Origin of the sequence: Shewanella avicenniae (genome assembly GCF_017354945.1) — a bacterium.
GTDB classification, from domain to species: Bacteria; Pseudomonadota; Gammaproteobacteria; order Enterobacterales; family Shewanellaceae; genus Shewanella; species Shewanella avicenniae.
On sequence record NZ_CP071503.1, the window covers coordinates 1273228 to 1294047 of the forward strand.

General features: G+C 47.1%; 19 protein-coding genes and 1 other annotated feature. Of the genes, 15 read left to right on the forward strand and 4 right to left on the reverse strand.

Annotated elements, in window-relative coordinates:
* The first annotated feature begins 195 nt into the window (after positions 1–195).
* From ffh to JYB87_RS05685, 10 genes are all read left to right on the forward strand, one after another.
* Positions 196–1569, forward strand: a complete 1374-nt coding sequence (gene ffh, locus JYB87_RS05640; RefSeq protein WP_207355917.1) for a signal recognition particle protein — start codon at positions 196–198, stop codon at positions 1567–1569.
* A gap of 188 nt (positions 1570–1757) precedes the next feature.
* A complete protein-coding gene (gene rpsP, locus JYB87_RS05645; RefSeq protein ID WP_207355918.1) occupies positions 1758–2009 on the forward strand; it encodes a 30S ribosomal protein S16 in 252 nt (83 codons plus the stop codon).
* A 19-nt stretch (positions 2010–2028) separates the two neighbouring features.
* Positions 2029–2559 carry a ribosome maturation factor RimM gene (gene rimM, locus JYB87_RS05650; protein ID WP_207355919.1) on the forward strand — a complete coding sequence of 177 codons (531 nt, stop codon included), beginning with the start codon at positions 2029–2031 and terminating at the stop codon, positions 2557–2559.
* 16 nt (positions 2560–2575) lie between these two features.
* Positions 2576–3313: a tRNA (guanosine(37)-N1)-methyltransferase TrmD gene (gene trmD, locus JYB87_RS05655; RefSeq protein ID WP_207355920.1), complete on the forward strand. Its 738-nt coding sequence runs from the start codon at positions 2576–2578 to the stop codon at positions 3311–3313.
* A gap of 39 nt (positions 3314–3352) precedes the next feature.
* Positions 3353–3706 (forward strand): 50S ribosomal protein L19, encoded by a 354-nt coding sequence (gene rplS / locus JYB87_RS05660; RefSeq protein WP_207355921.1) that lies wholly within the window; start codon positions 3353–3355, stop codon positions 3704–3706.
* Positions 3707–3914: 208 nt separating this feature from the next.
* Complete coding sequence (locus JYB87_RS05665) at positions 3915–5003, forward strand: 3-deoxy-7-phosphoheptulonate synthase (RefSeq protein WP_207355922.1); 1089 nt, start codon at positions 3915–3917, stop codon at positions 5001–5003.
* A gap of 14 nt (positions 5004–5017) precedes the next feature.
* Positions 5018–6157, forward strand: a complete 1140-nt coding sequence (gene tyrA, locus JYB87_RS05670; protein WP_207355923.1) for a bifunctional chorismate mutase/prephenate dehydrogenase — start codon at positions 5018–5020, stop codon at positions 6155–6157.
* Between the two features lie 181 nt (positions 6158–6338).
* Complete coding sequence (gene hcp, locus JYB87_RS05675) at positions 6339–8000, forward strand: hydroxylamine reductase (protein ID WP_207355924.1); 1662 nt, start codon at positions 6339–6341, stop codon at positions 7998–8000.
* 78 nt (positions 8001–8078) lie between these two features.
* Complete coding sequence (locus JYB87_RS05680) at positions 8079–9161, forward strand: hybrid-cluster NAD(P)-dependent oxidoreductase (protein WP_207355925.1); 1083 nt, start codon at positions 8079–8081, stop codon at positions 9159–9161.
* 241 nt (positions 9162–9402) lie between these two features.
* The gene (locus tag JYB87_RS05685; protein ID WP_207355926.1) at positions 9403–9738 is read left to right on the forward strand and encodes a hypothetical protein; all 336 of its coding nucleotides are present in this window, start codon (positions 9403–9405) and stop codon (positions 9736–9738) included.
* A gap of 72 nt (positions 9739–9810) precedes the next feature.
* On the opposite strand, the gene pheA is transcribed toward JYB87_RS05685, so the two are convergent.
* Together pheA and hpf are read right to left on the reverse strand one after the other, a co-directional pair.
* Positions 9811–11757 (reverse strand): prephenate dehydratase, encoded by a 1947-nt coding sequence (pheA, locus tag JYB87_RS05690; protein ID WP_207355927.1) that lies wholly within the window; start codon positions 11755–11757, stop codon positions 9811–9813.
* A gap of 34 nt (positions 11758–11791) precedes the next feature.
* Positions 11792–11910, reverse strand: a sequence feature (Phe leader region).
* 94 nt (positions 11911–12004) lie between these two features.
* Positions 12005–12343 (reverse strand): ribosome hibernation-promoting factor, HPF/YfiA family, encoded by a 339-nt coding sequence (hpf, locus tag JYB87_RS05695; protein WP_207355928.1) that lies wholly within the window; start codon positions 12341–12343, stop codon positions 12005–12007.
* Between the two features lie 452 nt (positions 12344–12795).
* Here hpf and trpR point away from each other — a divergent pair, with 452 nt between their 5' ends.
* Positions 12796–13071: a trp operon repressor gene (gene trpR / locus JYB87_RS05700; RefSeq protein WP_207355929.1), complete on the forward strand. Its 276-nt coding sequence runs from the start codon at positions 12796–12798 to the stop codon at positions 13069–13071.
* 79 nt (positions 13072–13150) lie between these two features.
* On the opposite strand, the gene JYB87_RS05705 is transcribed toward trpR, so the two are convergent.
* Positions 13151–13783, reverse strand: coding sequence for an FKBP-type peptidyl-prolyl cis-trans isomerase (locus JYB87_RS05705; protein ID WP_207356606.1), 633 nt, complete (start codon positions 13781–13783; stop codon positions 13151–13153).
* Between the two features lie 505 nt (positions 13784–14288).
* On the opposite strand from JYB87_RS05705, the gene thrA reads away from it, so the two are divergent.
* Genes thrA through thrC form a run of 3 tightly spaced genes read left to right on the forward strand, consistent with a single transcriptional unit; the run spans position 14289 to position 19018 of the window.
* Positions 14289–16757, forward strand: a complete 2469-nt coding sequence (gene thrA / locus JYB87_RS05710) for a bifunctional aspartate kinase/homoserine dehydrogenase I (protein ID WP_207355930.1) — start codon at positions 14289–14291, stop codon at positions 16755–16757.
* Entirely contained in the window at positions 16754–17704 is a 951-nt protein-coding gene (thrB, locus tag JYB87_RS05715; protein WP_207355931.1) for a homoserine kinase, read from the forward strand. The genes thrA and thrB overlap by 4 nt, the downstream gene beginning before the upstream one ends.
* Positions 17705–17737: 33 nt before the next feature.
* Positions 17738–19018 (forward strand): threonine synthase, encoded by a 1281-nt coding sequence (gene thrC, locus JYB87_RS05720; protein WP_207355932.1) that lies wholly within the window; start codon positions 17738–17740, stop codon positions 19016–19018.
* Positions 19019–19086: 68 nt separating this feature from the next.
* On the opposite strand, the gene nfo is transcribed toward thrC, so the two are convergent.
* Positions 19087–19938, reverse strand: coding sequence for a deoxyribonuclease IV (gene nfo, locus JYB87_RS05725; protein WP_207355933.1), 852 nt, complete (start codon positions 19936–19938; stop codon positions 19087–19089).
* Positions 19939–20205: 267 nt separating this feature from the next.
* On the opposite strand from nfo, the gene JYB87_RS05730 reads away from it, so the two are divergent.
* Positions 20206–20760, forward strand: coding sequence for a hemerythrin domain-containing protein (locus tag JYB87_RS05730; protein WP_207355934.1), 555 nt, complete (start codon positions 20206–20208; stop codon positions 20758–20760).
* The last annotated feature ends 60 nt before the right edge of the window (positions 20761–20820 follow it).

Here is a 20820-nt window from a genome sequence, read left to right on the forward strand (position 1 = left end):
ATTAGAATAACATGAGGTAACGGTATATGGGCAGTGATGCAGACAACAAAATCGCTTGTCGATGAACGAATTAATGGTAAAAAACCTTAAATATTTGCCGCAAGACGAATCCAGCCTTTGTGAGAGTGGCATATTACTCTCGCCTCTATATAATAGCCCCCAGTACGAATTCTGAATCAATGTGAAGCACGTAGTATGTTTGAAAATCTCTCCGACCGCTTATCGCGCACGCTGAAAAATATCAGTGGTCGCGGCCGTCTTACTGAAGACAACGTCAAAGAAACTCTGCGAGAAGTGCGCATGGCGCTGCTCGAGGCCGATGTCGCACTACCCGTTGTGAGAGAGTTTGTTAACAGCGTCAAAGAGCGCGCTGTTGGCCAGGAAGTCACCAAGAGCCTGACGCCAGGACAAGTCTTTATCAAAATCGTCCAAAGTGAGCTTGAAAAAGCGATGGGCGAGGCCAACGAAGCGTTAAATCTCGCTGCCCAACCGCCAGCCGTGTTGATGATGGCCGGTTTGCAAGGTGCGGGTAAAACCACCAGTGTTGCCAAACTGTCGAAATTTCTGCGTACGCGCCAGAAAAAATCAGTACTGGTCGTAAGTGCTGACGTCTATCGTCCTGCCGCGATCAAACAGTTGGAAACCTTGGCGCAAGAAGTGGAAGTCGAATTCTTCCCATCTGATGTGAGCCAAAAGCCAGTGGATATCGCCACTGCTGCTATCGCCCATGCAAAGCGCAAATTTATTGATGTGGTGATTGTTGATACCGCAGGTCGCTTACATGTTGATGAAGCGATGATGGACGAGATCAAAGCACTGCATGCTGCGGTTAAGCCAGTCGAAACCCTGTTTGTGGTTGACGCCATGACAGGTCAAGACGCCGCTAACACTGCGAAAGCGTTTAACGATGCGTTGCCGCTAACCGGCGTTATTCTGACCAAAGTCGACGGTGATGCGCGCGGTGGTGCTGCGTTGTCCATTCGCCATATCACTGGTAAACCTATCAAGTTCTTGGGTGTGGGTGAAAAGACCGACGCATTGGAGCCTTTCCACCCGGACCGTATCGCTTCGCGAATTCTTGGCATGGGTGACGTGCTGTCGCTGATTGAACAAGTTGAGCGCGGGGTTGACCAGGAGAAAGCACTTAAGCTGGCGTCTAAAGTGAAATCCGGCGGTAGCTTCGATTTAGAAGATTTTCGCGATCAGCTGCAGCAGATGAAAAACATGGGCGGCATGATGAGCATGATCGAGAAGATGCCCGGTGTTGGTAAATTGCCGCCAGATGCGATGGCACAATTACAAGGTGGCAAGATGACTGGCCAATTAGAGGCTATCATTAACTCAATGACACCTGCTGAACGTCGTCAGCCTGATATGATCAAAGGCTCGCGCAAACGCCGTATTGCCGCAGGTTCTGGCACCCAGATCCAAGACGTAAATCGTCTGTTGAAGCAGTTTACCCAGATGCAAAAGATGATGAAGAAAATGTCATCTAAAGGCGGGATCAGTAAGATGATGCGTGGTTTAGGTAGCATGATGCCACCGGGAATGAAATTCCCCGGTCGCTAATCCGCACCCACACAGCCCGCAACGCGGGCTGTTGCTTATTTAAAATACATTGAATTTCCTAGGCTATCGGGTTGCATTCAGCAGAAACTTAGGTAAAATTCTCCGGCTTTCTATCTGGGACTCTTTGCGAACACGGAGTTCCAGTTTTTATTTTGCTAGTAAGCAAATCAATTGAGGAACTAGAACGCATGGTTACCATTCGTTTATCTCGTGGCGGCTCTAAAAAGCGCCCATTTTACAACATCGTTGTTGCTGACAGCCGTAACGCTCGTAACGGTCGTTTCATCGAACGTGTAGGTTTCTTCAACCCACAAGCTCGTGGTCAAGAAGAAGCTCTGCGTGTTGATCTGGATCGTGTACAACACTGGATCGCTACTGGCGCATCTACCAGTGACCGCGTTGCGTCACTGATCAAAGAAGCTAGCAAAGCTGCTGCTTAATTGGTCAAAGGTATAGACGATGAGCAGTAACCCCGAACCAGTCGTACTGGGCAAAATTGGCGCTCCTTATGGTGTCAAAGGCTGGGTGAAAATCACCTCCTATACCGAATCTGTTGAAGGTATTTTTGACTATTCTCCTTGGTTGTTAAACCGTCAGGGAGCATGGACTGAAGTTAAACTACTTAAGTGGCGTTGGCACGGTCAGGCAGTTGTTGCCTTACTCGATGGTGTTGAAAGCCGCGAACAAGCTCAGGTACTGACTCATTGCGAGATAGGTATCGAAGCAGAGCAAATGAAATCGCTGCCAGAAGATGAATTCTATTGGCGTGATTTGATTGGCTGTGAAGTAGTCAATCTGAAGGGTTATAACATGGGCGTTGTGGATCAGGTGCTAGAAACTGGATCGAATGACGTACTACAAGTTAAAGCCAACCCCAGAGATAGCTTCGGCAAAGCGGAACGTTTGATTCCCTTTGTTACTGACCAGTTCATCAAATCGGTGGATGTGTCGGCTAAACAGATATTAGTGGATTGGGATCCGGACTTCTAAGTCGAGGAAACAGCTTATGTGGTTAGGGGTGATTACCCTGTTTCCCGAGATGTTTCGAGCAATTTCAGACTTTGGGGTAACGGGTCGGGCCGTGAAAAATGGCCTGTTGGAATTGAATACCTGGAATCCTCGTGATTTCACCCATGATCGGCATAGCACAGTGGATGATCGCCCATACGGTGGTGGCCCTGGCATGTTGATGATGGTTCAGCCACTTCGTGATGCGATTCATGCAGCGAAAGCTGCCGCAGGCAAGGGGGCAAAAGTGATTTATTTGTCACCTCAGGGACGCAAGCTCACTCAGCAAGGCGTCGCTGAACTGGCAACAAATTCGAAGTTGATTATGGTGTGTGGTCGATACGAGGGTATTGATGAACGCATCATACAGACTGAGATTGACGAAGAGTGGTCGATTGGTGATTACGTCCTATCGGGCGGTGAATTGCCAGCGATGACGCTGATTGATGCGGTATCAAGGTTAGTCCCTGGCGTGCTAGGAAAACAAGCCTCAGCTGAGCAGGATTCCTTCTCAGACGGTTTACTTGATTGTCCGCACTATACTCGTCCTGAATCACTTGATGGTATTGACGTGCCAGCAGTGTTACTTAGCGGTAACCACAAAGACATTGAACACTGGCGTATGCAACAGAGTTTGATAAGAACCCTGCAGCGACGACCAGAATTATTTGAAAATCTAGCTCTGACTGACGAACAAAAGACGTTATTGGCGCGGTTCGTTGTGCAAATGGACTAAGCGCAGTCAAGCTCAGTTATTTCTAGTATGGAGAAATTCATGAACAACATCATCAAAATGCTCAACGACGAGCAAATGAAACAAGATGTACCTGCATTCGGCGCTGGTGACACCGTTGTAGTGCAAGTACGTGTTAAAGAAGGCGATAAAGAGCGTCTGCAGGCTTTTGAAGGCATCGTAATCGCAAAACGTAACCGTGGTCTGCACTCTGCATTCACCGTTCGTAAGATCTCTAACGGCGAAGGTGTAGAGCGTGTATTCCAGACTCATAGTCCTCTGGTTTCTAGCATCGAAGTTAAACGTCGTGGTCGCGTACGTCGTGCTAAGCTGTACTACCTGCGTGATCTGTCAGGTAAAGCTGCACGTATCCGTGAAAAACTGGCTACTAAGTAAGCCAATACCCAATAGACGCAGTGTTCGCACAGGGCCCGCCATTATGGCGGGCTTTTGTTTTTCTTATCGAATAAATTCCGCTTGACCTCACCTCACTATCAGTGCAAACTCATTGTCAATGTAATGGTGTAGCAGTACATCGTTACACTCCGCAAGCGAACATAACAAACACTTCAAATTTAATTGGTGGCGATGATTGGGGCCTATTATGCAAACAAGTCATTTAGAAAATATCCGTATTCACGCAGAAAAGGTGCTAGTTACTCCTGAAGCGCTCAAACAACAATTGCCGTTATCTGAGCGAGGCCACCAGTTTATTCTCAACGCGCGTAATACGATTTCTGACATTGTGCATAAGCGTGACAATCGGTTACTGGTGATTACCGGCCCCTGCTCAATTCACGACATCGCATCAGCAAAAGAATACGCTTTAAAACTGAAGAAGCTGCATGATGAACTGCAAGATCAGTTTTACATCGTGATGCGAGTTTACTTTGAAAAACCAAGAACGACAGTGGGCTGGAAAGGCTTGATTAATGACCCCGATATGGATGAGTCATTCGATTTAGAGAAAGGCTTACGCATGGCGCGTGAACTGATGCTGTTCTTGGCGGAAATCGAGTTGCCTGTTGCCACCGAAGCGCTTGATCCTATCAGTCCACAGTACATTGCCGAGTTGATCAGTTGGTCAGCCATCGGTGCGCGCACCACCGAATCACAAACCCATCGTGAAATGGCGTCTGGTTTGTCTATGCCGGTAGGTTTTAAAAATGGTACTGATGGCAGTATCGATGTGGCGATTAACGCGCTTAAGTCAGCCGCCAGTGAGCATAGATTCATGGGCATTAACGAAGCCGGGCAGGTGGCGTTGTTGCAAACTCGCGGCAACCCAGATGGCCATGTCATCCTCCGTGGTGGCAGTAAGCCTAACTATGATAGAGAAAGTGTCGCTCAGAGTGCCGCATTGCTGCACAAGGCTGGACTCACTGCCCGTTTGGTCATTGACTGCAGTCACGGTAACTCCAGCAAGGACCATCGTCGTCAACCGTTAGTGTGTGATGATGTCTTTGAGCAGATTATTTTAGGCAACACTTCAATAATTGGCATAATGTTGGAAAGTCATCTCTATGAAGGTAGTCAAAGTGTGAATGCGCCTGTTAGCGAATTGCGTTATGGGGTATCGGTAACTGACGCTTGTATTGATTGGCCAACCACAGAACAACTGCTGTGTGATGGTGCCAGAAAATTAGCCGACGTCATCCCTCAACGCTTTGAAAAAAATAACAAAATAGAATGAAGAAGGAACAGCTGATGACGGAAAAGACCACAGAAGAGCTGGAACAGCTACGTGATCTTATTGATGGTGTAGACCAACAATTATTGCACTTATTGCGTAAACGTTTGGACTTGGTTGCCCAAGTAGGTGCGGTCAAACATGGTGCAGGCTTGCCCATTTATGCACCAGAACGAGAAGCCGCCATGCTAGCAAAGCGTCGCGAAGAGGCCGAAGCTATCGGTATTCAACCTCAGTTAATTGAAGACGTGTTACGCCGTTTAATGCGTGAATCGTATTTGAACGAAAAAGATGTTGGCTTTAAACAAGTGCGTGAAGATCTCGGTAAAGTGGTCATTGTCGGTGGTAATGGTCAACTCGGGCGCTTATTTGGTCAGATGCTTAATCTGTCGGGCTACCAAGTTGTGTCACTTGATAAAGATGACTGGCATCAATCTGAAACCTTGTTCGCTGACGCTGGATTAGTACTGGTCACCGTTCCGATTGGTGTGACTTGTGATGTGATCCGGGAAAAACTCAGTAATTTACCGGCAGATTGTATCCTAGCGGATCTCACTTCCATCAAGTCAGCACCATTAGATGCAATGATGACCGTGCATTCTGGCCCCGTGGTTGGCTTGCACCCAATGTTTGGCCCAGATGTCGGCAGTTTTGCGAAACAAGTTGTAGTGGTTTGCCATGGCCGTGGTGAAGGGAAATATCAGTGGCTGTTAGAGCAGATCAAAATTTGGGGCGCCCGCATTGTTGAGGCAGAAGCCGAACGTCATGACAAGGCAATGCAGCTGGTGCAGGCAATGCGCCATTTCTGTACCTTTGTTTACGGGCTAAACCTTTGCCGTGAAGGGGTCGATATGGAAAACTTGCTGCTGTTCAGCTCGCCCATTTATCGTCTCGAGCTGGCAATGGTTGGGCGGCTGTTTGCCCAGAATCCAGAGTTATATGCCGATATCATCTTTGCTCAACGTGATAGTTTTAACGTGATTTCTGACTACTTGGCGAATTTTACTGACGCATTAAAAGTGATTGAAAATCAAGACAGAGACACATTTATTAAGCAATTTAATGAAGTATCTCAATGGTTTGGTGAATTAGCACCGCAGTTCCGCAACGAAAGCCGTTCGATGCTGCAATCAGTGAACGATTTGAAATCCCATTGATACTGTCACCACAAATGTCGAGAGGAGCCAAAAGGCTCCTTTTTTATACCTCTTTAGAAATAAATGCAGTATTAAAGATTGATCCAACTCTCGTTACACTACTTTCACTGTTTCTAAAGCTGAGGATGAGATTACACTGTCTTTAAACATGTAAATTAAAAGCATGATTAAGGAGATTGCTGTGTATTGTATTCAGTGTGAGCAAACCATTAGAACCCCGGCTGGTGCAGGCTGTAGTTATGCCCAAGGTATGTGCGGCAAATTAGCATCTACTTCAGATTTACAAGACTTACTAATCTACGTGCTGCAAGGGGTTTCCTCTTATGCAGCCGAGTTGCGCAAGTTTGGCATTATCGACACAGAGGTCGATACCTTTGTGCCCAAAGCGTTTTTCGCGACGCTAACCAACGTTAACTTTGATGACGAGCGTATTATTGATTACGCGCGTCAGGCGTCAGCTATGCGTGATACTTTACAAGCACAATATCAAGCCGTCTGTGCTGAACGCGGCGTTGTAGCGGTCGAATTCCCTGCGGCTGCGACGCTGGTACTCGCCACATCAAAACCTGAATTACTCCAACAAGCTACCCAAGCTGCGCCAAATCGTGGTGAAAACCTTAATGAAGATATTCTTGGTTTACGCTTGTTGTGTCTTTATGGCCTTAAAGGCGCCGCCGCGTACATGGAACATGCGCGAGTGCTGGATCAAGTAAGCGCGGATGTCGCTGGTCGTTTCCATGAAATCATGGGCTTTTTGGCCACTGACAGTAATGATGCCGACAAGTTGTTTGCAACTGCGATGGAGATTGGCCAGCTGAACTACCAAGTGATGGCGATGCTGGATACGGGCGAGACTGATGCGTTTGGTCATCCAGAGCCGACGCAAGTTAATACTAAGCCAGTTGCGGGCAAAGCCATCTTAGTGTCGGGTCACGACATGAAGGACTTGGAACTTATTCTGCAACAAACTGCTGGCAAGGGGATCAATGTCTACACCCACGGTGAAATGTTGCCAGCGCTTGCTTACCCAAGATTCAAACAGTATCCACATCTCGTCGGCAACTACGGCAGTGCTTGGCAAAACCAACAAAAAGAGTTTGCCAATTTCCCTGGCGCGGTAGTGATGACATCGAACTGCATCATAGATCCTAATGTTGGCAAGTATAGCGAGCGTATCTTTACTCGTAGCATTGTGGGTTGGCCGGGCGTGACCCACATTGAAGGTGACGACTTCAGCGCTGTAGTTGCAAAAGCATTGGCGTTAGATGGCTTCAAGTATGATGAAATCCCACACATGATCACCATTGGTTTTGCCCGCAATGCCTTAATGAATGCGGCGCCAGCAGTGGTGGAAAATGTCAAAAATGGCAGTATCCGTCACTTTTTCTTGGTTGGTGGTTGTGATGGTGATAAGAATGAGCGCAGCTATTTTACTGACTTTGCCAAAGCGGCACCGCAAGATAGCGTGATCCTCACCTTAGGTTGCGGCAAGTACAAATTCAATAAGTTGGAGTTTGGCGATATTAACGGCATTCCGCGGTTATTGGATATTGGTCAGTGCAACGATGCCTATTCGGCGATTCAACTGGCACTGGCGCTGTCAGAAGTCTTTGAATGTGAAGTTAATGAGCTGCCGCTGAGTCTTGTGTTGTCGTGGTTTGAACAAAAAGCCATTGTGATCCTGCTGACCTTGTTATCACTCGGAGTGAAAAACATTCGCACTGGACCTACGCCGCCAGCGTTCTTGACGCCTAATTTACTCAAGGTGTTAGAAGATAAATTCGGCTTGCGCAATGTTAGCAGTGTTGAAGCTGATCTCAGCACCATTCTCGGTGCCGCTTAAGTTACCGACGGCCACTGCTTATTGTTGAACAATGGGTAGTGGCGTTCTTCGACGTTGTGAAGAAGAGGTATTTCATTAATGACATCCAACCCTGATTCTGTCTCTGTCACTGAACATCTGCACGCCCCAACCTGGCAACAAGGTGAGTTGCGGTTGATTTGCGAAGCGCGTTGGCAAGAAACGCATGATGTGGTGAGCTTTCGATTTAGGGCTCCTGAGCCACTAAAGTTTATCTTTAAGCCCGGACAATTCGTGACGTTTCATCTCGAGATTGCTGATGAGATGTTTCATCGTTCGTACACAATTTCGTCGTCGCCTTCGCGACCACACTCGTTGATGGTGACGATTAAACGAGTGGCGGGTGGCCGTGTATCTAACTACCTTATCGACCACCTGAAGCCTGGCCATAGTATTCGAGCGTCAGGGCCCTTCGGTGCGTTTAATATTGGCGATTTGCCCGCTGAACGTTATCTGTTGCTCAGTGCGGGTTGTGGCGTGACGCCCATGTATTCAATGAGCCGTTTCCTCACTGATACCTTGGGTGCCAACGCGGATATCGCGTTTATTCACAGTGCCAGTAGCGTGAATGATGTTATCTTTGCCGATAGCCTCAACGCGATGGCGCAGCGTTATGCTGGTCTAAAGCTTAATTATTTGATTCAACACGTTAGCGATCGGTCTTCATTAGCGGACAATATGCAATCGCGTCGTTTTGATGCTGAATTACTGACCGAGCTGGTACCTGATTATCAGCAACGCACCGTTTTTGTTTGTGGTCCGCAGCGTTTTATGGATGCTGCGCGTGAGGTGTTTGCATTCAGTGGTTTTGACATGTCGCATTATCACAGCGAGGATTTTGCTCAGGCGATTCAAACGACACTGCCGTCTAGCAATGGTAGTTACCAGTTAACGGCGGCATCCGAGAGCACTACGCTATCAGCCGATAAAACGTTATTGGACGGTTTAGTTGCGTTAAAACTGCCAATCATTGCAGCCTGTCGCTCTGGAGTGTGTGGTTCGTGTAAATGCAAAGTTGTTCAGGGCGAAGTTGCGTCTAGCAGCACTCAAACACTGACAGAAGACGAGATAGCCGAGGGCATGGTGCTCGCGTGTTCTAGTTATGCCCAGTCAGATGTTCACATAGCGTTGGCGCCATTTTAGACGCTCGTGGTGATATTCTTACCCGCGAGTTTTATCACTCAATCTGTGTGGTTTGCGATGGTGTGAACCACCGTTTTCATCAAATTTGACCCCAATATCGATATTTGAACTGGGTCACATTTCAAGAACGCTGAAAATGCGCTTTTATTGCAGTTTTATTATTGCAGAACGGTAATTCTCCACGTATGTTTAAGTTATGCCGTAGGTTCTGTTACGTCCTGAAGTTAACTGGAGAATGAATATGACCGGAACTCCTTCCCATGCCATTCATGCCGAAGACCGCTCCATTGGACATTTTCTCTATGCGTTGATGTGCGCATTTCCGCTATTTCTTTTACCTGTGGTGCTGAGCTTAGCCATCAACCTTAATCAAAAGCAATTTACAGCCGTATCCTTGATGGGAAGACATCTTCGTTGGCAGCGCCACAGCATTTTAGGGCTGCTGGCATTATGCGCATTGGGTTACTGGAGTAACATTGGTTGGCTGAGTCTGACTTTTTTCGCGCTCGGTGTTATCTGGTTCAGTTATCGGGTGTTTAAAGGCTGGTTGAGCTTAGCAGACGGTATTGAAGTGTAGCCATGCTTCTTTTTCTAAAACAAAGCCCCATAAATTCATGGGGCTTTGTTGTTTCTGGTCTATGAAATCTACTTAGCTTCTTAACTGATAAAGCTCTGGCAATAGGGTTTGACTGGTTTCAATATCATCCAGTGCATCGAGTACCACACCGCTTGCACACAGCTTGCTGGCAGCAATTGCTAAGGCTTCACGATTTGCTCCAGAATAACTCAGGTTAACAATGACTGGCAGATGACTTTGCTGGCGAATATTCACTAGCGAGGTCAGGTCAACGGCGAGCGCTTCAGGGTGATTGAAATTACGCACACCAGATTCACACAAAATCAGCTGTTGGTTCCCCGCTTGCAAGAATATCTCAGCACTAGCAAGCCACTCGCTTTCGCTGGCCATGGTGTTGCGTTCCAGCAGCACCGGCAGGCTAGATGAACCCAATGTGGTCAGCAATGACTTATTGAACATCTGTTTGCCCGGGATCAGTAATGCGCTGGCATACTCTTGCAGTACCGCAAGCTCTTGTGATTGTTCAATGGCGATAATGGCTTCCAAACCCGCTTGTGATAGCTGCTGGCATAGTTTAGTCAGTTTGCTGTCATCGACTACATTGCTGTCATTGTTAGTGACTATAACGCCTTGAAAACCTGCCTCTTTTAATGCCATAGCATGAGCGCTAAAGCTGTCGTTGAACCATTCAATCGGCATTTGTGCAAACGAAGCAAAGTTATTTTCCCCCACCAGCGTTTGGCCAATACGTACTTCAGTGATGGTTGACTTAAACCGGCGTGAATGGCGGGCGTCAGCTTTCGGGGCGGTTTGTTGTTTTGCGCGCTTAGAACTATCAGGTTCAATCAGCAGTTGGCCTGGTTCGAGCCGTGTAGGTTGCACTGTTTCACTGGCATAACATCCCAGTACCTTAATAAAACGCGCAATCCGTTCTAGCTCTTTTAAAGCGCGTTGCATATTGGTGGAGGCTATGTTGGCATCGACATCAAGATAAAACATCTCTTCCCATGGCGTGCCAGCAATTGGACGAGATTCAAGTTTGCTCATATTGATGTTATGCGCCTTAAGCACTAACAAGGTGTCGACCAGTGCCCCTGGCTTTTGTCCTGTCGCCATAATCAGGGTGGTTTTGGCCGGCACTTGTTCAGGAACATCGATCGCTTTTCTGGCGACAACGATAAAGCGAGTACGATTGACCTTTTGATTGGCTAAGCCTTCTTCCAGCGAATCTAGCCCATAGAGCGCACCACCTTCGGCACTACCAATCGCTGCAACAGTATGATCACCATGTTGGACTTGCTCCATGGCTTCGGCACTTGATGAACAGTATTGCAGTTTGTAGTGGCCATTTTGGGCTAGATACCGGCTACATTGGCTGATCGGTTGTGGATGGGCGTAGAGCGTTTTAATGTCTTCTAATTTGCTATCAGGCTTCGCCAATAAACAATGGCCAACATCGATAGTTGTTTCACCTACGATGGCTAAGTTAGTGTGTTGCAGCAAATCAAACACTTCATTAATTGAGCCTGACGACGTATTTTCGATGGGTAAAAAGCCAAAGTCGGCATGGCCAGACTCTACCGCATTGGCGATTTCATCAAAGCTGGCACAACCGATATCTTGCATTTCAATTTGGCGGCGTTGGCAGTAACGCGTTGCCGCCAAGAATGAGTATGAGCCGCGTGCGCCGAGATAAGCCACTGACGTACGATGTTTTCGATTCTCTGGGTTTGCTTGACCTTGCAGATAGGCTTGTTGGTTGAGAACCGAGTCTTCGATAATGGTGTGGTAAAGGCTTAGCACATAATGCGCGTCTAGGCCTTGGTCACGCCCTTGCTGCACTAATCTTGCAAGCAGTTCTTTTTCGCGCGTAGTGTCGCGAATAGGGCGAATATCCGACTCTTTGCTCCGCGCAACTTCAATACTCAACATACGACGCTTAGACAGTAACGTGAGCAGTTCATTGTCCAAACTGGTGATGAGCTCTCTGAGCTGATTGAGTTGCGGTGCTTTTTTCATGCCTACCTCTTTGTACTACGAATACTGTTCTATATACGAAAAAGCCTCCCAGTTGGGAGGCTTGGTAATTTTCACTTTCGTTTTTACACGTTACCGCCGCCCCTAGGTGTGAGGTGTAAAAAAGAAAGTAAAAAACGAGAAATTTATGTAGTTCATGGTGGTTAAAACTAAAGTGAAGCGATATAGGTGTCAATCAAATTTTATTTAAATAGCCAAAGGGCGCATTAAAATGCGCCCTGATTTCGCCTTAAGCAGCGTATTCCTCTTCTGAATACGCAGGTTCTTCAACAAAATTTATCACAGTGCGTTTTGTTGACTTATGGGTAACTCGGTTGAGTTGCTTTTCCAGCTTTTGCCCTAGTGCGTTAATCGCGGTATACAAGTTTTGATGTTTTGCTTGAGCAAAGAGTTGCCCATTCGTGAGTTTGATTGAAGACTCAATTTTAAACATTGGGCCATCGGTAATGATAATGATGTGGGGATTAATAAGATCTACATCGTGGCGATTAAGCTTCTCCAAACGGCTTTCAATACGGTTGCGGATTGCATCGGTAACATTGAATTCTTTGCTGGTGATTTTAAGCATATTGTTCAACCCTCTTTCGTTTCCACAGTTCCAGACTACCAATTATGCTGAGTATATTTGTGAAGTAAATCACCTTTATTGGGTTCTTAAGAACGATTAGTTCAAAATTTTGAGCTGTTAAACACCTTTTGTTTAAGTATGGTAAAAGTGCTTGCCAGCAGCGAAATAACCCGCCATATTTGAGTGGATAAATCGCTATGAACCCCTCAGAACTTCGCAATTCCTCCTTCATTTTCTTCGCTCGTTTCTTATTCAAGTATTAGCTAACTCGCGGCATTTTGCCGTAACCAAAACATCATTTGCTCAACATTTAAACGCTTATGTGCCATGGCGGCATGACTGCGGTCATAAGCGGATGGGGAGAACTGTTGCCTGTCAAAAATAACAACTTCATATCCATAAAAAAACAGGTAAACTGTCGTCGTGTACTGTTACGTGAATACGGTGTTGTTATGCGTCCAGATTGGCAGCAAGTGCTCAATAAAATTATTGCGATGGAAAGTGAGGAAAACTTAATTTGTTTATTTGAGTTGTTACTTACTGAAGATGAACGTCAAGCCGTGGCTGGAAGGCTCAGAGTGTTTCAGTTGTTGTTGGATGGCGAACTGAGCCAACGTCAAATTGCCGCTGACTATGAAGTCAGTATTGCGACAATTACCCGCTGTTCCAATTACTTGAAGAACATGTCGCCAGAACTGCGTCAGCGCATCAATCAACTATTAAAGTAACGGGCGACGACCACACCAACGATTACCAGAAATAAAAAAGAGCCTATCGAGGCTCTTTTTTATCAGGTTTGCGAAAAGGTTAGCCGTGGCAACCACAGCCGCCGTTACCGTCACAACCTTCTTTCTTTTCACCATGACCATGGCCGCCGCAGCAACCTTCATCACCGTGATCATGTCCGTGACCACCACAGCAACCTTCGTCACCATGATCGTGGCCGCCACAACATCCGCCTTCATGGCTGTGACCATGAGCGTGAATATGACCGTGTGCCAGCTCTTCAGCTGTGGCTTCACGCACGTCCATCACTTCAACACTGAATACCAGTGACTGGCCCGCTAATGGGTGGTTACCATCAACCACTACCGTGTTATCACGCACTTCAGTGACTTGCACTGGACGCTGGCCCATTTCGGTTTCTGCAATAAAGCGCATGCCTGGCACGATATCTTGAATATCGCCAAACGCTTCTAACGGCACTTCTTGACGCAGACCATCGTGGTAAGGACCATATGCTTGTTCACAGTCGATGGTGACGTCTAATTTTTCGCCAGAGGTTTTGCCTTCCAGCGCATTTTCTAAACCAGGAATTAGGTTGCCCATGCCATGCAGGTAAACCATAGGGTCAGCATCGAATGAACTTTCAATTAATTTGCCTTGGGTGTCGGTCAAACGGTAATGAATGGTGACCGCGCTGTTTTGGGTGATTTGCATATCGCCTCCCGTTGAAGATATCGCGGCATCATAACGCGCTTTTTTGAGACTGGCGACAGCCGTTGTGTACATCTGCAAACTACTGCACAGTGTTTATGCGGATTTGTTAAAAAACAGCAGCTAATTGGGGCGGTGATTGTCGAAGTTAACAAAAATGCGCAATTTAGACATAATTGAATAATATTGACTACCGATTGCCACATTTTCACATTAGTCGGTTTTTTCTTATTAAATCCCTTGAAAAACTCCTTGACAACTAACCCTAAAAAAAGCAATTCTTGTTGCCAGCAAAAATGCACACATACTGTTAACAAATTCAGGATTGTATAGGTTTTTATCGATGATGATGTCAGCCGTGGTTATTACCAACATTATTACCACCACAACCATTACAGGTGTGGGGGCGGGCTGATATACCCTGAGTTTAGTGAATAAAGTAAAGCCCGCCTTCCAGTAGAAGCGGGCTTTTTTGTTTTTGGGGCGGCGGTAACGTAGGAGAGAAACGATGAAGGTGATGAAGTTTGGTGGTACATCGTTAGCTAATTGGCAACGATTTGAAATGGCCGCCGACATTGTAGCTGAGTCTGCAAAGGAAGAGAGCATCGCAGTGGTATTGTCTGCGCCAGCTACAGTGACCAATGGCCTTCTGGCAATGGTGGAATGCGCGCTCGAAAAGGGTGATGTTGCCGCAGCGCTTGCTAACGTGGAAGCGGTTTTCTTCAAGCTTTATGGAGACGCGTTTGCACAGATGCAAGACGAAGCCGCACAAGCCGCGCTTGAGAGTAAGTTGGCATCGCAAGTCAAAGAATGGAAATCCAAGCTTGACGGTATCGTGCTGTTAGGTGAATGCCCAGAGACAGTGCGTGCTGAAGTTGTCGTTGCTGGTGAACGTTTATCTTCAGCGCTGATGATCAAGGTGATGGAGTTTAAAGGGCTGACGTCTGGCCTGTTAGATCCGCGTTCTCTGTTTTTGGCGCATGGCACGCCAGCGGAATCCGTCGTTGATATCAATGTCAGTAAACCACGTTTCTCGTTATTGAATTTAGATGATAAGCGTGTATGGGTGATGCCTGGTTTTACTGCGGCAAATGCCGAAGGCAAAGTGGTCACTTTGGGGCGTAATGGCTCCGATTATTCTGCCGCCGTTTTAGCTGCTTGTTTGGATGCAAGCAGTTGCGAAATCTGGACTGATGTGGACGGTGTATATAACACCGATCCTCGGATTGTGAGCGATGCTAAGCTGTTGTCGCAACTGAGTTATCAAGAAGCGATGGAACTGTCCTATTTTGGCGCTAAGGTATTGCATCCCAAAACGATTGCGCCTATCGCTCAGTTCCAAATCCCTTGCTACATCAAAAACAGTTTTAATCCGCAAGCACCCGGCACTTTGGTATCAAGCAGCCCAGATCAAACCGGACTGCAAGTTAAGGCGATTTCAAACCTTGATAACCAAACCATGGTGGATGTCTCTGGCCCAGGCATGAAGGGTATGGTGGGGATGGCTTCGCGGATTTTAGGCGCTATCGCGCGTACTGGTGTTTCTGTCACGCTTATTACTCAGAGTTCAAGTGAATACAGCATCAGTTTCTGTGTGCCATCTGCCGATGCCGCTAAAGCAAAGTGGGCGATGGAGCAAGAGTTTGAATTAGAACTCAAAAGCGAGCTACTTGAGCCGATCGTTATGCGTCATCAACTGTCGATCATCTCGTTGATCGGTGATGGCATGCGCACCTATAAAGGTGCAGCGGCTAAGTTTTTCCAAGCGTTGGCACAGGCTAGCGTCAATATCATCGCAATCGCACAGGGATCGTCTGAGCGTTCTATCTCCGCGGTGATTGAGCAGCGTAAAATCAATAATGCGATCGCGGCCTGCCATCAGGGCTTCTTCGATGTGCAGCAATATCTGGACTTGTTCCTTGTAGGCTCTGGCAATATCGGTGCTGGGTTACTCGAACAGATCGCCAAGCAAACCGAGTTTCTTAAAAAGCAGAACATTACCATCCGTGTTTGTGGCATTGCCAATTCCAACACCATGTTGCTTGATGCGGGCGGTATCGATTTAGCCAATTGGCGTGATGCGTTGGCGGCATGTGACAAGGCGTTTGATTTAGATGCGCTGTTGGCTTGGGGGCGTGAACAGCAGTTGCTCAATCCTGTGTTGGTGGATTGTACCTCATCTGAAAAGGTGGCTGCTGCGTACCCAGACATTATGAATGCCGGCTTCCATGTGGTTACTCCAAATAAAAAGGCCAATACCAGTGATTTGGCGTTTTACCGTAAATTACGTAAGACCGCACTATCGCAGCGCCGACAATTCCTTTATGAAACCAACGTTGGTGCCGGTTTGCCGGTCATCGATAACCTGAAAAAGCTAATGTATGCTGGCGACAAATTGAAGTCATTTAAAGGGATTTTATCGGGTTCGCTGTCCTACATTTTTGGAATGTTGGACGAGGGGATGAGTCTCTCTGAAGCTACAGCGATTGCGCGTGACAAATGTTTTACTGAACCCGATCCGCGTGATGATTTAAGCGGAATGGATGTTGCGCGTAAGGTGTTAATTGTGGCGCGTGAAGCTGGTATGCCTTTGGAGTTGAGTGACATCCATGTTGAGCCTGTATTGCCAGCGGATTTTGATAGCAGTGGCAATGTGAACGATTTTATGGCGCGTCTTGCCGAGGCTGATAGCTGGATGGCGGATAAAGTGAAGCAGGCAAAAGCCGAGGGTAAAACGCTACGTTATGTCGGTGAGATCTCTGATGAAGGCTGCAGCGTTGGCATTCGTGCAGTGGGTGAAGATGACCCATTGTTTAAAGTAAAAGATGGTGAAAACGCCCTAGCGTTTTACAGCCAATATTATCAACCAATTCCATTTGTTCTGCGCGGCTATGGTGCGGGCACCGCTGTTACCGCAGCGGGTGTTTTCGCTGACTTACTGCGTACGTTGAATTGGACTAGAGAGGTAGATCTATGAGTTCCGGTGCGTTGACTGTTTACGCGCCCGCCTCAATGGGGAACGTAGGCGTAGGCTTTGATTTGTTAGGGGCTGCACTTGCACCAGTTGACGGGAGTTTGCTGGGCGACACAGTCACGATTGAAGCGCTAGATGCTGGCGTGGTGTTCGAACAAATGGGTGAGTGGGCACATAAGCTGCCTGCTGACCCAAAAGAGAATATCGTTTACCAATGTGCTGAATTTTTTATGGAAAAATTCGCCATAAACAGCGGTGTTAAACTCAGTCTCAGCAAAAACTTACCAGTGGGTTCAGGTCTCGGCTCTAGCGCCAGCTCGGTAGTTGCAGCATTATTTGCCTTAAATGAGCAATTTGACCGACCTTGTGAGCCGCAGCCGTTGCTGGCACTTATGGGCGAGTTTGAAGGGCGGATCAGTGGCTCAATTCATTATGACAACGTCGCACCGTGTTATCTTGGCGGGATGCAGTTGATGTTAGATCTGCCTGGGCGTATTTGTGAAAGCATTCCCGCGTTTGATGAATGGTATTGGGTAGTCGCTTACCCTGGCATTTCACTGTCAACGGCGAAAATGCGTGCATTGATGCCAGCACAATATGACAAGTCGGTAGCGATTGAGTTTGGTAAGAACTTGAGTGCGTTTGTCCACGCCAGTTATAAGCACGACGCGCCACTTGCGTTAGCTGTGCTCAAAGATGTCCTCGCTGAGCCATATCGTGCCGCCGCTATCCCGGGATTTAACGATGCCAAGCAGGCACTCGCTGATCTGGGGATGCTCACCACAGGGATTTCAGGCAGCGGCCCAACACTGTTCAGTGTGACGGATGATTTAGCGACTGCAACTGCGGCCAATCAATGGCTTCAACAGCATTATTTAACGGAAGCTGGTGGCTTCTCACATATTTGCCGACTGGACGCTCAAGGTACCCGCGTCTTGGCTGTTGATTGATGTATTACAACTTTTTAAAGGCAATGAAGCATTATGGAACTGTATAACTTAAAACATCCTGCCCAACGGGTTAACTTTACTGAAGCAGTAAAACTCGGTTTAGGCATGGACCGTGGCTTGTTCTTTCCTACTAAAATTCCGCGGTTAGATAATGTCGAAGCATTACTCGCCTTGCCATTTGTTGACCGCTGTAAAGTGATTCTCGGCGCATGGTTAGCCGATGAATTAGGTCAACCATTGGTCGATGAACTGGTGGAAAAGGCATTTAACTTTGCCCTGCCTTTGGTGCAAGTGGACGACCGCCGCAGCTGCTTGGAGTTGTTTCACGGTCCAACGTTAGCCTTTAAAGATTTTGGTGCACGTTTTATGGCGCAATGCCTCAATGCACTCGGTGGCGATGACAAAATTACGATTTTGACCGCAACATCGGGTGACACTGGCGCCGCCGTGGCGGATGCATTTTTTGGCTTAGATAAAGTGCAAGTGATGGTGCTTTATCCAAAAGGTAAGATCAGTGAGCTGCAGGAAAAAATGTTCACTACGCTCGGTGATAACATCCATACCGTCGCTGTCCAGTCTGACTTTGATGATTGCCAAACGCTGGTGAAACAAGCGTTTGAAGATCCAGAGGTGCGCGATGGCTTGCATTTGAACTCGGCTAACTCCATCAATATCAGTCGATTGCTTGCACAAGTGTGTTATTACTTTGAAGCGGTAACCCGTTATCGTCAGCAATATCAAGACGATCCAGTAATTTGCGTGCCAAGTGGTAACTTCGGCAACCTAACAGCCGGCTTGTTCGCCAAGGCGATGGGACTGCCGGTTAAGCGCTTTGTCGCTGCCACTAACAGTAACGACACAGTGCCACGTTACTTGAGTTTTGGCGATTGGGCACCACGCCACACGGTTGCCACCATGTCGAATGCGATGGATGTTGCTGAACCATCAAACTGGCCGCGTGTTGAAGCCATTTTTGCTGAAATGAAATGGCCATTAACCGATTTAACTGGTGTTGCCCTGTCTGAATCACAAACCCAACAATCGATGAGTTCGCTGCTCGGGTTGGGCTATCAGTCTGAGCCACACGCGGCGATTGCCGCCGAAGCCTTGAACTTGACGATGAAGGATGATGAGCGCGGTATCTTCCTCGCTACAGCGCATCCTGCCAAGTTTAAAGATGTGGTTGATCGTGAGCTTGGCACGGATTTGCCTTTGCCTCAGGCATTGGCAGATGTAGCAGATAAAGCGATATTATCTGCCGAGTTACCTGCCGATTTTGCCGCATTAAAAGCACATATGCTGGCAACGCTTTGATCGTGTGATGAGTGAATAGTAAAAAGGACTCGGTTGAGTCCTTTTTCATCTGTTCCATGTTTGTGATCTTAACGACTATGACTTTGTAACCAGCGGATCTCATCAGGCCAAATCTCCGGCCTAACGGTTTCAAGAATCAATGGGATGTGCGTGGTTGCAGGGTGCTGCATAATAAATTCAAACGCCGTTTTGCCGATGCTGCCAAAACCCAGCGAATCATGTCGGTCAACACGACTGCCAAATGCGCTTTTGCAATCATTCAGATGCATGCCTTTTAAGAATTGATAACCAACGACTGTATCGAAGAGGTTAAAGCTAGCCTCGCAAGCGTCAGTGGTGCGAATGTCGTAGCCTGCGGCAAACATATGGCAGGTATCAAGGCAGATCCCAACGCGGGCTTTATCTTCTACGTGCTCAATAATCTGTGCTAACTGCTCAAATTGATGGCCTAAATTCGAGCCCTGTCCTGCGGTATTTTCAATAACGGCCGTAACACCTTGCGTTTGGTCGAGCGCAACGTTAATCGAATCAGCGATATTACGTAGACACAATGCCTCAGGAATCTTACGTAAATGGCTGCCGGGATGGAAATTGAGCAAGGTCAGGCCAAGTTGCTCACAGCGCTGCATCTCGTCTACAAATGCCTCACGCGATTTTGCCAATAATTCAGGCTCTGGGTGACCTAAATTAATTAAGTAACTGTCGTGAGGCAAAATTTGTGCAGGGCTGAAGCCATACGCGACACAATTTTGTTTAAAAGTATCGATCTCTTTGGCGGTTAGCGGTGATGCCATCCACCGGCGTTGATTTTTGGTGAAAAGTGCAAAAGCGGTGGCACCGATATTGGCTGCGTTGATGGGGGCATTAGCCACACCTCCCTGCGCACTGACATGGGCGCCAACCCAACGAGATAACGTCATATAGTTTGTGAAATCAGTGAACTAGTGTTTAGGCTATCATTGTCATCGTAACTCAAGCAATCTGCGAGGGTGGCATCATCGACAATTGGCGCTATAGTTAGCTAGATTGAATTAACCTCGAAAAATCTGCTCAATAACGGCGGACGGGTATAAATTTCCTTGATCATCATCATGTATTTATCTTTATTCAATCGCTAACATTGAGCGAAGTCTGCGTGCGTTAACTAAAATTTAACCAGTTAACGGCCCCTTACAATGGAGAGCCCTATGCTGCAAAGGTTGCAAAACGATCATAAGCACATTGCTGTACTGCTCAATCTGCTTAAAGGAAAGTATCAAAAGCTTGCTGATGGGGAGACTGTGAATTTTGCCCTCGTTCGTGACGTTGTCGAATACATGCAAGGCTACACTGAGCATAGCCATCATCCGTTAGAAGATATTGTGTACGAATACTATCTCGAAAGGTTTGCGCGACAAGATTCAGCACAGCGACTCAGTACTGAGCACCAGAAGTTAGTCGATTCCTCTTCAGCGTTGGCTGCGACATTGAATTTGATCTTGAATGATATTGTGGTTGCAAAAGACAAACTGGTCGAAGAGCTTAAAGACTACGTCACCATGCAGGAAGAGCATTTGCGATTTGAAGAGCAAAACGTTTTTCCATTGCTAGAAAAAACCATGACCGCTGAAGATTGGCAAAATGTCTCGGCCATGTGCAGTGAGCGTTTAGTTGATGACCCATTATTCACCGCAGGTGACGACCTCGTTTTTGAGGAATTGCGTCAATATATTCAGACCGTCGACCCTGCATCGCTCAATTAATCTAAATTTTTCTAAAAAAAGACCGGAGAAATCCGGTTTTTTTATTGTTGCGATATAGCT

Bases quoted from the DNA above. Each gene is read 5' to 3' on its own strand.
- ffh (WP_207355917.1), top strand. From the start codon at position 196: ATGTTTGAAAATCTCTCCGACCGCTTATCGCGCACGCTGAAAAATATC.
- trpR (WP_207355929.1), top strand. From the start codon at position 12,796: ATGCGTCCAGATTGGCAGCAAGTGCTCAATAAAATTATTGCGATGGAA.
- thrC (WP_207355932.1), top strand. From the start codon at position 17,738: ATGGAACTGTATAACTTAAAACATCCTGCCCAACGGGTTAACTTTACT.
- JYB87_RS05730 (WP_207355934.1), top strand. From the start codon at position 20,206: ATGCTGCAAAGGTTGCAAAACGATCATAAGCACATTGCTGTACTGCTC.
- tyrA (WP_207355923.1), top strand. From the start codon at position 5,018: ATGACGGAAAAGACCACAGAAGAGCTGGAACAGCTACGTGATCTTATT.
- pheA (WP_207355927.1), bottom strand. From the start codon at position 11,757: ATGAAAAAAGCACCGCAACTCAATCAGCTCAGAGAGCTCATCACCAGT.
- thrB (WP_207355931.1), top strand. From the start codon at position 16,754: ATGAGTTCCGGTGCGTTGACTGTTTACGCGCCCGCCTCAATGGGGAAC.
- rplS (WP_207355921.1), top strand. From the start codon at position 3,353: ATGAACAACATCATCAAAATGCTCAACGACGAGCAAATGAAACAAGAT.
- JYB87_RS05680 (WP_207355925.1), top strand. From the start codon at position 8,079: ATGACATCCAACCCTGATTCTGTCTCTGTCACTGAACATCTGCACGCC.
- trmD (WP_207355920.1), top strand. From the start codon at position 2,576: ATGTGGTTAGGGGTGATTACCCTGTTTCCCGAGATGTTTCGAGCAATT.
- JYB87_RS05705 (WP_207356606.1), bottom strand. From the start codon at position 13,783: ATGCAAATCACCCAAAACAGCGCGGTCACCATTCATTACCGTTTGACC.
- hpf (WP_207355928.1), bottom strand. From the start codon at position 12,343: ATGCTTAAAATCACCAGCAAAGAATTCAATGTTACCGATGCAATCCGC.
- rimM (WP_207355919.1), top strand. From the start codon at position 2,029: ATGAGCAGTAACCCCGAACCAGTCGTACTGGGCAAAATTGGCGCTCCT.
- JYB87_RS05665 (WP_207355922.1), top strand. From the start codon at position 3,915: ATGCAAACAAGTCATTTAGAAAATATCCGTATTCACGCAGAAAAGGTG.
- JYB87_RS05685 (WP_207355926.1), top strand. From the start codon at position 9,403: ATGACCGGAACTCCTTCCCATGCCATTCATGCCGAAGACCGCTCCATT.
- thrA (WP_207355930.1), top strand. From the start codon at position 14,289: ATGAAGGTGATGAAGTTTGGTGGTACATCGTTAGCTAATTGGCAACGA.
- rpsP (WP_207355918.1), top strand. From the start codon at position 1,758: ATGGTTACCATTCGTTTATCTCGTGGCGGCTCTAAAAAGCGCCCATTT.
- nfo (WP_207355933.1), bottom strand. From the start codon at position 19,938: ATGACGTTATCTCGTTGGGTTGGCGCCCATGTCAGTGCGCAGGGAGGT.